Origin of the sequence: Butyricimonas faecalis (genome assembly GCF_003991565.1) — a bacterium.
Lineage (GTDB): Bacteria > Bacteroidota > Bacteroidia > Bacteroidales > Marinifilaceae > Butyricimonas > Butyricimonas faecalis.
Window position 1 is genome coordinate 1,750,931 of record NZ_CP032819.1, and the last position, 14,140, is coordinate 1,765,070.

Here is a 14,140-nt window from a genome sequence, read left to right on the forward strand (position 1 = left end):
TTTGTATTGCAATTAAATTAATACTGGATAGGTTGGGTTTAATGGAACCTATCTGTTGATTCACAATAAGTGATGAAGAGGCTCAATTCTTCATCACTTTTTACTTATCACGACCGTACGACCATTGATCGTAAACCGGGCATTTGATGTCTTCTCCATGAAAAAGAACAAATCTTCAATACTCGCGTAACGTTGCATATTACAATCAAAACGCAAGTCCTTCAATTCCTCATTTTGGAAAAATACCTGTACATCATACCAGCGAGAAACGTTTTCCATGATCGACTCCAAACATTCATTCACGAACACAATATCTTTATTTTTCCATGCAACATAGGGTAAAATATCTATTGTCCGAATTTCACTTTCCCCGCTCTCCACATTCGTAATCGCCAATTCATTCGGTTTCAACATTCGTTCCGGCATAGAAGGATTCGCCTTGAAACCGACAGATCCCCGAACTAACACGGTCTCTATTTGGCGAGGATCATAGGCATTTACATTAAACTCCGTTCCATAAACCTGAACAGTGTATGTTCCAACCTGCACGATAAAAGGGTTCCCCTCCTCTTTCACCACCTTAAAATAAGCTTCTCCTTTCAATCTCACCTCTCGACGATCTCCCGCAAAACAAACCGGATACTCTAACTCCGAGTCTGCATCTAACCATACCTCTGTTCCATCGCCCAAAGTCAAAAAATACTCTCCTCCGCGAGGAACCACAATTTTATGGTACAACAATTCCGTTTTTTCCTCTTGATTTAATAAATCGTAGCGAATGCCCAAGCTACTATCCACCTTCACTATCGAACCATCACGTTCTCGAATTTCTTCATGAGATTTTTCCAGATCAACCTTTTCGCCCGATGATAACACTAAAATTGCCCGGGATTGAACAGGTTTTATCTCTGTTTGCACCACTTCCACGGGTGACGTCCTCGTTTTTTCACCCAAGAACCAATATCCGAAAAAAACAAATAACAGGGCTACTGCCGCCGCCATCCCATAATACAACTTTCCACTCTTTCGTTTTTTCAAAGAAGAAAATATAACTTCTTTCGCCCGCTTCTCTTGAATATTCATATTCTCCTGCGCCCAACGCAACTGCAAATAATCCCGCATGAGTGCCTCGTAAGCATTTCTATTTTCTTCGCCATTTTCTAACCACTCGCCAATTTTTTCTATTTCATTCTCTTCCAACTCTCCGTTAAAAAAAGCGATTAACCAATCTTCAGTCTCCTGATCCAAATTTATCTTTTCCATAAATCATCTCTTTTTCACTCTCTGTACAAAATAACGAGCAAAAAAGTCTAATGAATTTTCAAAAAAATCAACTTTGATTTAAAATTTAACAATAAGCACAATAGAAAAGCAAAAAATCAGCAAAGCGTTCTTTCCCCATGCGCTCCCGGAGTTTGCGAACTGAAATACCTAACAATGTTTTCACCGTGGAAACCGATATTCCCAATCGATCAGCAACTTCTTGATATTTTAACCCTTCAATAAACACGCAATTCAATATCTCCTGACTACGAGTAGGCAAAAGAGCTATTTCCCTCATGATCCTAGCTACAATCTGATCTTTCGAATCATCATACTCCTCGAACATGCAATCAATGCTTTCCAGACTTACAAAACGGCTAAAAATATCCCGCTTTCCCAACTGATTATAACAGCGATTACGTACGAGTACACGCAAAAATGAAGAAAGAGTTTCCGGCCTCAAGTCCCGATGAATCTCTTGGTTCCATAAAGCGATAAAAAATTCTTGCACAACATCCTCTGCCAAATTCAGATCATTCAAAAAAGTATTTGCCCATGAAACCAAAGATTTATAGTAAACTTCAAACAGAAGTTCCATGCCTCTTTTATCATGAGAATTAAGCAAATCGCAAATTTGTCGATCTTTCATTCCATGCAGTCCCATTGTTATCGCATTTATTACTTCTACACCTCTGCAAAGATATAATTTTTCACATTAATCCGTATTGCTTTCAAGAACTAAGGGAAAAGCTACTGAAATACTAGGGAAATAATCCCACTTATTCGAGGGGCATCCGAGGCTTATTCAGAGCTCAGATAACCCGTAATATATGAGCTTCGACTAAGCAACGTATGATCTCTGTGTAAGGGGTATTATTTGAGTTAGTTTACTTCTTTATTTGGGGTAATTTTGAGTAATATCACGTATGGCTTTAAGTTTGAACTGAAATTGGTAGAACCACCTATCCCCAAAGCTAATCTTGTTCTATTTCTTGCAGGTTAGACGTCGTTTTTAAGTCATTAAACTTGAATCAAAATTGGCCATTTTGCTAAAACCTACCTAAACAGAATTTTATTCGCACAACTATTTTTGATTTTTGATAAAAATGTTATACCTTTAGAGATACTAATGTGAGAAGGGACGCGTTACTTTTTAGATTAGAATTGTAAAACCTTAAAAAAACGGACATGAAAAGATTAGTTTTAATCAGCTTGTTAGCGTGTGCGAGCGTATGTTTCGCTTTCACGAACGCATCAGCCCCAGCGACTTACTCTCGTACAGTTGCGGGGACGGTTTACGATTCTCAGGATTTGACGCCGCTCGGTGGAATTGAAATTTCTGAAATTGTTGCAGGAAAAGTTATGCAAACAACCAAGACAGATGGTGACGGGCATTTCTCTTTGACCGCAACTCAATCAAGAACCATGATTACTTTTAGTGATCCTTCTGGGGATTACCAAAGTAGTACCATGAGTTTTGACATGAACAAAGAAGATTGTTCGGATCTATCAGTACCCCTTGCTCTAAATTAAATCAAGAGAAAGTTTTACTATTTCTAAGAGAAAAGGAAGACATTGTGTAGGAGAATGTACGTGGATGGGTAGCTAACCGTCCACGTTCTATTTATGGATAAATTTTAGCAAGTAAAGAATTTACGCTGAAGGTTTGTATTGAGAAATTGAATCTGCAGATAGCTAAAAAAGACAAAAGACTTGATTTTTGCAAAAAAAATTGTATCTTTGACAAAGATAAAGGAATAAATGTGGAATAGTCTGCATGAAAATATTGTGAGTTTATTCTAATCTTTACTTGAAAAATCGCCAATTTTAGAGAAACAAGATTAGACATAAAATTCACGCTGGTTAAGCGTGGATTGTTGTCTATTTGTTTCAAGGCATGGCGATGCCTCAAGTAAGATAGAATTTACAATCCTCGCTTTTTTATTGTATTATTTTTTGTTTGGGGGATTGGGCAAAATGAAAATGTTTTAAATTATGAAACAACGAACACTCAGAACTTATTTTAAAGGCCAATCTTCATCGTTTATAGGATTTTGGGGTAGTAAATCCCATATTTTGCATTCCAACACTTTTGCAATAGAATCAATATGATCTAAATTGAAAGCATCATCTTCATTTGGATTTTCTCGGTTTGCAATGAATGTATTGGAAAGATTTAAGACATCAGCTAAATATTGTTGCGTCCAATCTTTCTTTTTACGAAATTCACGAACCTTTAAGCCTACGTATATTTCTATTTTTGATTTCATAATTAATTATTATAGGCAAATGAAGGTTTTTTTGAACAATTACTCTACATGAATAGATGTAATCACATCATCGTATTCTTATTTTTGAATTATGGAAAAACGAACTATAAATAATGAAAATAATTAGTGATAAAGAATTAAACGATTCTTCTTGAACGAATACCGTTGCTTTATCCGGTAGTACATTCGGAAAATGAAGAACCCGAGAAATTATGGATTTTGCACAACAGTTTAAAAAAGATATAAAGAATAAATTCCATAGAAGTGAAAAATAAAAAAAAGGGGCTGATATCACACACCTGATAAACGTTGAGTATCACCCCCTTGTGTTAATTAATTTTATAAACCAACTAACAATCAAAGTTATGAAAAAAACTTATGACAGGAAAGGTTTTAAGCGAAAATTACCATTCAAGATAATGATGGTAAACATGATGACCAGTTTAATCATGATGCTATTACTAGAATGTCCATTAATGGCAAGTGACTGGGCAAGGGATTCCACCCGCACAGAAGTCTGGTATGTAAAAGGAAACGTTATAGACGAGAAAGGGATGCCCATGCCAGGTGTTACGGTGCTTCTAGATAGCACAACAATAGGGAGTGCTACTGATCAAGATGGAAATTTCTTGTTGACATTACCGCAGGAAAAAGGCATGCTAGTCTTCTCGTTCGTGGGATTCAAAACAGTGAGGGCAAGTTTTGTAGGAGGGGAACCGTTGCAAGTGACAATGAAAGAGAACGTGTCGACGATTGACGAGGTGGTGGTAATTGCCTATGGAACACAGAACAAGAGGGACGTGATCGGGGCGATGTCAACCGTCAAAGCCTCGGATATTAAAGATATTCCTTCTCCCTCGATCGCAAATTTATTGCAAGGACGAGTTGCAGGCATGAACGTCACGAACATGACAGGAGCACCGGGTAGCGGAGGAACATCTATCACGATCCGGGGATTTAATAGTTTGAGTATCGAAAGTACCCGACGAGGTAGCGAACCCCTGTGGGTGATAGATGGTATACCCTTGCTATCATTCACTTCGCCTATAACTGGTTCAAACACGTTAGCGGATATTGACCCCTCCACGATTGAAAGCGTGCAGGTTCTGAAAGACGCAGCTTCCGCTTCTATTTACGGTTCCCGTGCGGCAAATGGAGTTATTCTCGTGACAACAAAAAAGGGAGGTTTGAATCAAAGTGCTAAATTCAATATCAACGTGTCACAAACGTATTCTTTCAACCCCAAACTTCCCAAATTAACGGGTGGGAAAGCGGAAAGGAGACTTCGCATGGCCGCATTGAACAATTTCACACAAGCATATTACGATCCCGAAACAAATACGTATAAGTACGTTGACAATTATTATGAATCTTATAACGAAGGATTACATTATAATTACTTTTGGAACCAAGGTTATGGTGCGAACATGCCAATTTACCAAGACAGCTTGAACCCGTTCTACAACAATTCCATGAACCTTTTCAAATACTACTTTAGAACAGGAAAAGTCTCGGATGTCAATATACAGCTAAGTAAAGGATACAGTACTTTCTCTTACAATATTGGCTTGGGGTATTACACGGAAAAAGGTGTTTTAAAAAACACGGGCTTCAGCCGGGTAAACTTGATCGGTAATTTCAACTTGCGTCCTTTTGACAAGTTAGAAGCTAATTTTAGAATGTATATCGCTCGAACGGGACGAGATCGCTCATCATACGATATGCTCGTGAGCGGATTCAGTCAGGGGGTGGAATTGGAACAAATCCCGTCTCAGTTGCTAGAATATTCTACCGTGCTCCCCGGCCCCGGTTCGAAAGTTTTTCAAGAAGCGATCAAACTGTATGATGAGATAAAAGAGAAAAACGAAACCTATCGGCTTAGAGGTTCTTTTGACTTGAGTTACGAGATTGTGAAGGGTCTGAAGTTAAAATCCTCCGTTGCGGCAGATATATCTCTTCAATATCAAAACTTATTCATGCCGTCCAACTTGGACGAATATAACGAAACTTATTCCAACGGGCAGCATAACCGGACACAAATGCTTCTGAATGAAAATTTAATCACGTACAAGCATAGTTTCCGAAACAAACACAACATTGATCTACTCGCAGGTTTATCGTACCAAATGGATCAAAAAGACGATATTGGAGGATGGGGAAAAGCCGCACCATCAAACTTGATCCAGTATGTTCCGTGGGCGGGTAACGCTTACGATACTGAGAACAAACGGCAACTGAAAGATTTCAAGACAAGCATGGAACGTAGCACGCTCATGGGAATTTTTGGTCGGGTGAATTATAATTATCTTCAAAAATACCTGTTTTCATTCACGTTCAGGCGGGACGGTAGTTCCAAATTCGGGGAAAATGTACGTTGGGGTAGTTTCCCGTCCATCGCTTTAGGTTGGACTATATCAGATGAAAAATTCATGGATTGGAGTCGCAGAACATTGGATTATTGCAAACTACGTGCAAGTTTGGGTAAATCGGGGCGACAATTCGACCAACCTTACATCGCTTTGGGTCTGCTAGAAGCTAATGACCCGTTTCTCGGTTACCCGACCGTAACACCCGACTTTGGCATGGGACTAATAAATCAAGGTTTGACATGGGAAAAAACAGATCAATACGATTTAGGTATCGATATGGATTTGTTTAATCATCGTCTCGCCGTGACACTGGATTATTATTACAGGTACACGGATAAATTGTTATATCTTATCGTTTTACCGGGTAACTATTCCGGTTATATACAACAGTGGCAGAACGCCTATTGTATCAGTAACCAAGGCGTGGAGTTAGATATTAAATGGAACGTGATACGACGTGAACATCTTAATTGGAACTTGGAATTTAATATCGCTCGTAACTGGAACAGGTTGGAGAAAAGCCAGAATGAGAGAGATTTCACGAATTACTCTTCCTTCGACAACCTGAATATCATCGGTAAACCTCTAAACGGGATTTACGCCTATCAAACCTTAGGATATTATCAAAACGATAAAGACGTACCCCGCAATTACATCGCTGGAGAAAATACCCCCCTCGGAACGGGGCGACAATTCTATCGTGCTGGGGATCGGGTTATCATTGACAATAACGGAGACGGACGAATCAATTATGAAGACCGAGTTTTCTGTGGTTCCCCACTTCCTCTCGTGTCAGGTGGCATTATCAGTACGTTAAACTATAAAGGATTTGACGTGAATATTCTCTTTAATTACGTGATTGGAAGACATATTTTAAATCAAGGTACCGGCACATCCGTGGGTACAACCACAGGCATGACCGCAGAAGATATTGCCAAGCCTGTTTTCGAAGATTTGTCGAATGCCACCTTTTGGCAGAAAACTGGGGATAACACCGATTATCCCATGAACAGGCTGGAAGCGGGATTAAATAATTTTGGCACGGCAATAGAAGCTAACGTTCAAAACGTGAGTTATATCAAATTGAAAACAATAACAATAGGCTACACCTTGCCTAAAAGCGTGAAAAAATTTATCGGATTTGGTGTACGGGTATTCGCAACGGGTGAAAATCTTTTCACCATTACTAATTATAAAGGAGCAGATCCCGAATCCGTGGATACAGTAACGGGTATTGACGGGCTTGGAAATTACCCCTTGTCAACAAGATTAACATTTGGATTAACCTTAAACTTATAAGCATGAAATCAATTCTTTATATATTCATCCCGTTCGTATTTATCTTAAATTCCTGTTCGAATAGTTTTTTAGTGGAAGAGCCGAAAATTTCGGTCACGAACAATAACTTTTGGAAAACCGATCAAGACTTCCAAGCTGCAACAATGGGTTTGCATTCGCTTTTTAGATCCGCCCACGGTTCTGTCATCGTCCAATACCGGGATCGGGGACTACTATTCGATAACCTCGCTTCATGGCAGAATCCATGTAACAATGAACTTTCCCGTTATTGGAGTATGATAAGCCCCGAGTTGGATTGGCGACCGGAATACAAGGTTATCACTTTTGCAAATGAAATTATTTATAACCTGAAAAAAGAAAACCTTGCGGAAAAAAGGTACAATCATTACATGGGACAAGCCCTCGTGTTAAGAGCCTATATGTACTTCTATATACTTCGAGTATGGGGGGATGCCCCCTTGATCTTAAATTCAGAAGATACGGGAGAGATAGGGCGGACAGCGTGGCAAGAAATCGCCGCTCAATGCATAACGGATTTACAGGAAGCCGCCAAGTTGTTACCTCATGCCGATGCACAAGAAGACGCGAATGGCGAAACTCTCACGAGCAAACAAATCGCTTCCCAAGGGACGGCTCACGCTATACTGGCTCACCTTTACGCATGGAAAGCAACATTAAATAAAGAACCGGAACTGAATCAACTCGCTATCGCGGAGTGCGACACGGTATTATCTTACAAGTATTATCAATTGGCGGGAAGTATTCATGACGTTTGCGAAACGGTGATGCTTGGCAATAGTAGCGAGGGAATTTTTGAACTGGATTACAGGGATACCGATTTCGATTTCGTGACATCCGGTTCACGGTTAGCGGGTTTTTGTCAGTCATTCCCGATCGTACCCCTTGCTACCCCGCAAACCAAACGAAGGAATCTAAGAATAAATAACACGACAGTTTATGCGCTTTACCCAGATACGAACGACGATCGACGGAAAGAATATTTTTATGAACTGGATTATTACAACTCGCAAAGTACCTCTATCACGCAAGGGGCAGCATACATTCAAAAGCTACGTCATTATAGCAAATACACGGATGGAACGCAGGTAGGACGTATAAAAAGTTACCTTGATAACGAGATCATTATCCGTCTTGCTGACATTATTTTGTTACGCGCAGAATTGAAAGCGAAAACAGGGGATCAGGCAGGTGCGGAAGTGGATTTAAACCGCATTCGCCGGAGAGCCAACACGAGTGCTTATGATGCAAGCGAGGGTAGCCTGAAAGAAGCTATTCAGAATGAAAGGGACAGAGAATTATTTCTTGAAGGTATTAACACGCGCTTCTTTGATATGGTAAGAAACGGTATGTTCCGGAAGAAACTGAGAGGCAAATTTAAAACCTTGAGCGATCAAGACGTGGAGAATGGGGCTTTGTTTGTTCCAGTCAGTTCAATGGCGTTTAGCAATAACACCCGCATGATTCAAACTACATACTGGAAAAAAAACGGTTATCCACATAAATAATAAAGTTATGAAAAATATATCACTTGTATTGACGATTGCCGCGTTGATGGCGTGCTGCGATAAAGATAATTATATAGATTCTGGCATACACGAGCGAAAGCACGATTGCACGATTTGGGAGTATTTTCAAACCGACCATGCGAATTGGGATTCCCTGATCGTGATGATCCGCCACGCAAGTATGATAAAATACTTTGACGGAACGAACAAAGACGAGATTACTATTTTCGCCCCGACCAATCATTCAATTAATCAATATTTGTTTCAAACACTGGATGACAACGGGGAACGTTTTTACGAGAAGGTGACGGAAATTCCCGCTAACGAGTGCCGTGAAATGCTTCTCTCGTACATGATGCACGGAAAAAAGTTTTTGCAGGATTTCGATCACGAGGTGAAAGGTACTCTAACGGGCGGGACTATAGTGCAAGCCTTGTCGGGTATAGATTTGAGAGTGTACAGGATTACATCCACCTTTTATGACATTCCCGATCTTGGGGCGGAAAAGTTGGCATTCCAAGCCCCTGACGACTATATCGGTACGGTTGCCTCGTGCAACATAGAAATGAACAACGGTGTGGTACACTCACTTGATGCAACTTGTATGTTTACAAAATTATAAAATCAGAACTATGAAAACAGTTATATTATCATTATTCATTCTTCTTTTGGTTATCGGTTGTCAAAAAGATATTGCAATCGGGTATTTGAACGTAGCAAATGCCCTGTATTCACCAGATTCGCTTGTGGTGAAAGCAAAATTGGACGAGGAAGAGGACGCTTATCAAATAAAGCATAAAATACCGTGGCAATCGAACGCAATGGACGGAGTGGAAGGGACATTACCTATTTGCTTTCAGATATGGAACATTAACGGGGAACAACCGGAAATCATGAATCAATTCACGATAAAGCCCACGGGAGTAATCGAACTTCCATGTAATCATACAGTTCCAAACGGTCGGTATGTTTTAAGCGTCAAGATCGGCAATAAAGATCATGACTACACGATTGATTCAGCCTTTACAGTGATCGTAGAATAATGAGTATAAGCACGTTACATTGCATTAGATTGAAAATATTTTAAACTTTTTTTGTGTATAAGATAATTATTTTTAATCATTTGTAATGACAGAATGCAATACGTTTGGTTTTTATTGATAGCATGTAAATTTGAAAGCAGCCGGAAAAGCAGAAGTAAAGCACATTCTTTTTCTCACATTAGTACAATCCGGCTGTTTTCTTTAGAAATTATTATCTGGTATATAATTGATTGCGGATATTTGAACGTAGGACAACCTGATCTGATGAATATAATGAATTGATAGTTTGCAAAATAATTAGATCAAAAACTAAGGGAGAACCCGCACCCCTCTATCAAGAAACTTAAGGGTGAGAGAAACTGCCCCCTCTCGCTTTAAGTTCATTCTGGAAACCGACTTTTTTTTCTTCGAAGCAGTTTCATTTGTTATAGTGGAAAGTTTTTTGTTGCATGCCCATTTTCATGAAGAAACAGAATATGGAAGTCCTATCGGGAAAAGGAATTAACATCCTGGAAAGTCCATCTTCCAAACCTTTCCTTACCAAGAGAGAGAATCACTTGGCAATCAGCATCCCTGCATAAGTTTACGAGATGTTCAAATCCATCGTTTCATTTGGCAAGTATTCATCTTTTTTGATTTTCAAGCCCTTAATCATATTATATTCTCGAAATTATTAGTAACTTCGCTATTAGTTTTAAATTTTACCGTCGTAAATTTTACGATGGTAATTTTTATGATGGCAAAATAAAATATGAAAGAGATAGAATATGAAAAAGTCCTGTTTAAGTATGAAGTCGAGAGCAGGCTTTTTTCAATGGAGGATAGGTAACTTGTTTAAGGGGGAAGGACTATGTAACTTTGTATGAAAACAATAAAGGGCAAAATAGAATAAATCATCAAAACATGAAAAAGGAAACAAAAACAATTCGTTTGATCTATCCTCAATGGCAAGGTGCCAATATCGTAAATTTGATTACAGAGGTTGAAAATCCCAATGATGCCTCAAGGGGATATTTATTGGGGGCACAACTCTTAAATTTTCTAGCCCCGGACAATGGCCAAGAAACACTAACCGTTCCAGTTGCGACTGAAATTACGGATCGCAAGGTGACAGACGGAGTCCTCGACCGGGATATTATAGCCCGTCAAACAAGAGCTGCATTAGACATGCTACAAGTCAGTAATCCTGATAAAATCGTAACACTTGGCGGAGAATGTTCGGTCAGTGTCGCTCCCTTTACTTACTTGGCTCAAAAATACAAGAACGATGTTGCCCTGGTTTGGATTGATGCACATCCCGATATCACGCTCCCCGGAGACATCTATCCCGGATTTCACGCTATGGCCGTAACAGCCTGCATGGGGCATGGCGACTCCAAAATCCTAGCGGAATTACCTGCCCAATTTACCCCATCAAACATATTATTCGTGGGATTACGCAACTGGGAACGTGAAGAAATCAAAGAACGACAAAAGCAATACGGGATAAAACATCTCACTCCAAAAGATGTTGCACGAAACAGCGATGCTATTAAAACTTGGTTGAAATCATGCGGAACGTCGAAAGTCGTTATCCATTTTGATATGGACGTACTTGATCCTGCCGAAATCATCGCTGCAGTTGGAACTGACCCCGATGGGATGAAAATGGAAGAAGTCATTCGGGTAATAAAGGACATTGCCGCAGAAAAAGAATTAGTAGGCTTGACAATTGCAGAACCCATGCCTCGCACGGCAATCAGGATCAAAAATATGCTACATCAATTACCCCTGCTGAAATAAAAAATTTGGGATTTACACACTTTTTGAAACACTATCAAACACTATCTCTAATTTTTCACGTGAGCCCCTATTTTTAGGAATTTACTGAATACCAAAAAAAGTCCTACAAAACATTGATTTTGTAGGACTTGTCTTTTTGTTGTCGCCTTTTGGCTTTTCTTTTAGTGATCCAGCTGGGACTCGAACCCAGGACCCCAACATTAAAAGTGTTGTGCTCTACCGGCTGAGCTACTGAATCCTTCAATCGTGTTTCTCAATTGCGGTGCAAAGATAGTAATTCTATCTGAACTCCCAAAAAGATAACAGATTTTTTTTACGGAAAAATATAAGATATTCTGAACGGGAAAAGGCTTTTCGACTATTCTTCGATACACAAGGATTCTATCTTCAGCAAACGTTCTCTAAGACGAGGCATATCTTTCTGCCTGATAGACAAAGTCATTTCACATTCCATCTCAAAATTTCGGGATAATATGTCCGGTTCTTCTTCTTTCAACACTTTCATCACGTCGTTCATCACGACATAAGCAAAATGCACGCGAATAACCTCATCCACAGTACGCTCCACGATCTCTGCATGATTGATCGCATCAGCAGCAGCTTCTTTATAGGCTTGTATCAAGCCGGATACGCCTAATTTGATTCCCCCGAAATACCGGATTACCACGATAAGCACGTTAGATAAATCATTGGAAACAATCTGTCCAAGGATAGGTTTTCCCGCCGTGGAAGAAGGTTCCCCGTCATCATTCGCCCGGAAACGCTCCCGATTTGCACCCAGACAATACGCATAACAATGGTGACGGGCATCATAATATTTCGTTTTAAGCCCAGCAACAATATCTTTAATCTCTTCTTCGGATTTCACGGGATAAATAAAAGAAATAAAGCGACTGCCTTTTTCCTTGTACAGGCCCTCGGCAATCGTATTTACAGTTCTATATTTATCCTCCTCCATAAAGGAACGCAATAATTAGTTACGACAATAAAGTTTCTTCTGGAGTTCCTCCACCTGAGCTTTAAAAGCACGATCGGTTTCCATCAAATCGGTAACAGCCTTACAAGCATACAACACGGTCGTGTGGTCCTTTTTACCGATTTGCTTACCAATGTATGCTAACGATGCATTCGTGTAAGTCTTGCTGAAATACATGGCCAACTGGCGAGCTTGAACGACTTCTCGCTTTCTCGTTTTTTCCTGTAACATTTCGGGAGCCATGTTAAAATGCTTGCAAACAACTTGCTGAATATCTTCCACGGTCAACTCGACTTTCTGGTTCTTCACCATTTTACCCAAGATCTCCTTCACCACATCAACCGTCAGGTCTTTATGATTAAAAGTCGCTTGAGCCAGTAAAGAAATCATAGCTCCCTCCAATTCCCGCACATTATTGCTCACGTATTTACAGATATATTCCAACACCTCGTCCGAAAAGTCTATACCATCTTTGTGCGCTTTAAAACGAGCTATTTCCATACGAGTTTCAAAATCAGGAGCTTTTATCTCCGCAGACAACCCCCAACGGAAACGGGAAAGTAAACGCTCCTCCAAGCCACTCAACTCTGCCGGTGAACGATCGGATGTCAGTATCAGTTGTTTCCCTGACTGATGCAAGTGGTTAAATATATGAAAGAATGTATTCTGAGTGGCAGTTTTACCGGCTAATTCATGAATATCATCCAAAATCAACACGTCGATTAATTGATAGAAATGTAAGAAATCATTGATCTCGTTCTTACGCACAGCTTCCGTGAATTGAGTCTGAAAAACATTCGTGGTCACGTACAATACCACCTTGTTGGGATAATTTTGTTTAACCTCCATACCGATAGCTTGTGCCAAATGAGTTTTTCCCAATCCAGACCCACCATATATTAACAAGGGATTAAAAGCCGTACCGCCCGGATTTTGCGCAATCGCCACGGCGGCAGATTTTGCCAATCGATTACAACTTCCCTCGATATAACTATCCAGCGTGTAGGAAGGATTTAATTGAGGATCTATCTGTAAACGATTATTATTGCGTTCGAAAGGATTTTTAGGAGCAACACTATCCGGTTTACCATTCACGTACACCGTGTTCGGTTCCACCTTTTTCATGTTATTGGAAGGCATTGTCACGGAAAGAGGATCACGAGGATGGCTCTCTTCTACTACAACTGAATATTCAAGTTTTGCATTCGGACCAATCGCGGAACGAACAGCTTTTCGCAAAATATCCACGAAATGCTCTTCCAAACATTCGTAAACATATTGACTTGGCACTTGAATTGTCAACACATCATCTTTGAAACTCAAGGCACGAATCGGTGCAAACCAAGTTTTAAACGTTCTTGGCAACACTTGCTCCTTGATCAAGTCTAGACATTCCGACCAAACACTTTTACAATCCTTTTTCATTTATCTATTATTTATATCCCTATCCATTCTAGGAAATGGAACGCTAAATTCGAAAAAAAATATTGGAAAAAAAATAATGATTTCACTTGCTTTTTATCGTTTCTTGCTTACGTTTTAGGTATCAATTCTTTAGATATATAATAATGACAATCAATACCTTACAACACAACAAAATAATCAACAAGCG

General features: G+C 39.7%; 11 protein-coding genes and 1 tRNA gene. 6 read left to right on the forward strand and 6 right to left on the reverse strand.

All coding sequences use genetic code 11. From position 1 onward, the window contains the following. Positions 1–93: 93 nt before the first annotated feature. Together D8S85_RS07850 and D8S85_RS07855 are read right to left on the reverse strand one after the other, a co-directional pair. Complete coding sequence (locus D8S85_RS07850) at positions 94–1,263, reverse strand: FecR family protein (RefSeq protein WP_106480219.1); 1,170 nt, start codon at positions 1,261–1,263, stop codon at positions 94–96. Between the two features lie 85 nt (positions 1,264–1,348). After that, positions 1,349–1,927 (reverse strand): RNA polymerase sigma factor, encoded by a 579-nt coding sequence (locus D8S85_RS07855; RefSeq protein ID WP_228423157.1) that lies wholly within the window; start codon positions 1,925–1,927, stop codon positions 1,349–1,351. Positions 1,928–2,451: 524 nt separating this feature from the next. Between D8S85_RS07855 and D8S85_RS07860 the strand changes: the two genes are divergently transcribed. Then, the gene (locus tag D8S85_RS07860; RefSeq protein ID WP_106480220.1) at positions 2,452–2,796 is read left to right on the forward strand and encodes a hypothetical protein; all 345 of its coding nucleotides are present in this window, start codon (positions 2,452–2,454) and stop codon (positions 2,794–2,796) included. A gap of 485 nt (positions 2,797–3,281) precedes the next feature. Here the strand turns inward: D8S85_RS07860 and D8S85_RS07865 are convergent, their stop codons facing one another. Continuing rightward, entirely contained in the window at positions 3,282–3,533 is a 252-nt protein-coding gene (locus D8S85_RS07865; protein WP_106480221.1) for a helix-turn-helix transcriptional regulator, read from the reverse strand. A 365-nt stretch (positions 3,534–3,898) separates the two neighbouring features. On the opposite strand from D8S85_RS07865, the gene D8S85_RS07870 reads away from it, so the two are divergent. The 5 genes from D8S85_RS07870 (at position 3,899) to D8S85_RS07890 (ending at position 11,552) form a co-directional block, all read left to right on the forward strand. Next, the gene (locus D8S85_RS07870; RefSeq protein ID WP_127074957.1) at positions 3,899–7,201 is read left to right on the forward strand and encodes a SusC/RagA family TonB-linked outer membrane protein; all 3,303 of its coding nucleotides are present in this window, start codon (positions 3,899–3,901) and stop codon (positions 7,199–7,201) included. A gap of 2 nt (positions 7,202–7,203) precedes the next feature. After that, the gene (locus tag D8S85_RS07875) at positions 7,204–8,727 is read left to right on the forward strand and encodes a RagB/SusD family nutrient uptake outer membrane protein (protein WP_127074958.1); all 1,524 of its coding nucleotides are present in this window, start codon (positions 7,204–7,206) and stop codon (positions 8,725–8,727) included. Between the two features lie 7 nt (positions 8,728–8,734). Beyond that, positions 8,735–9,349, forward strand: a complete 615-nt coding sequence (locus D8S85_RS07880) for a fasciclin domain-containing protein (RefSeq protein ID WP_106480224.1) — start codon at positions 8,735–8,737, stop codon at positions 9,347–9,349. Positions 9,350–9,359: 10 nt separating this feature from the next. Beyond that, positions 9,360–9,770 carry a hypothetical protein gene (locus D8S85_RS07885; protein WP_106480225.1) on the forward strand — a complete coding sequence of 137 codons (411 nt, stop codon included), beginning with the start codon at positions 9,360–9,362 and terminating at the stop codon, positions 9,768–9,770. A 903-nt stretch (positions 9,771–10,673) separates the two neighbouring features. Then, positions 10,674–11,552 (forward strand): arginase family protein, encoded by an 879-nt coding sequence (locus D8S85_RS07890; RefSeq protein ID WP_106480226.1) that lies wholly within the window; start codon positions 10,674–10,676, stop codon positions 11,550–11,552. Positions 11,553–11,717: 165 nt separating this feature from the next. Here the strand turns inward: D8S85_RS07890 and D8S85_RS07895 are convergent. The 3 genes from D8S85_RS07895 to dnaA all read right to left on the reverse strand — a co-directional run bounded on the left by D8S85_RS07895 (position 11,718) and on the right by dnaA (position 13,953). Then, positions 11,718–11,790, reverse strand: a tRNA-Lys gene (locus tag D8S85_RS07895). 120 nt (positions 11,791–11,910) lie between these two features. Next, positions 11,911–12,510, reverse strand: a complete 600-nt coding sequence (locus D8S85_RS07900) for an IMPACT family protein (protein ID WP_106480227.1) — start codon at positions 12,508–12,510, stop codon at positions 11,911–11,913. Positions 12,511–12,525: 15 nt separating this feature from the next. Continuing rightward, positions 12,526–13,953 (reverse strand): chromosomal replication initiator protein DnaA, encoded by a 1,428-nt coding sequence (dnaA, locus tag D8S85_RS07905; protein WP_106480228.1) that lies wholly within the window; start codon positions 13,951–13,953, stop codon positions 12,526–12,528. Positions 13,954–14,140: the final 187 nt, after the last annotated feature.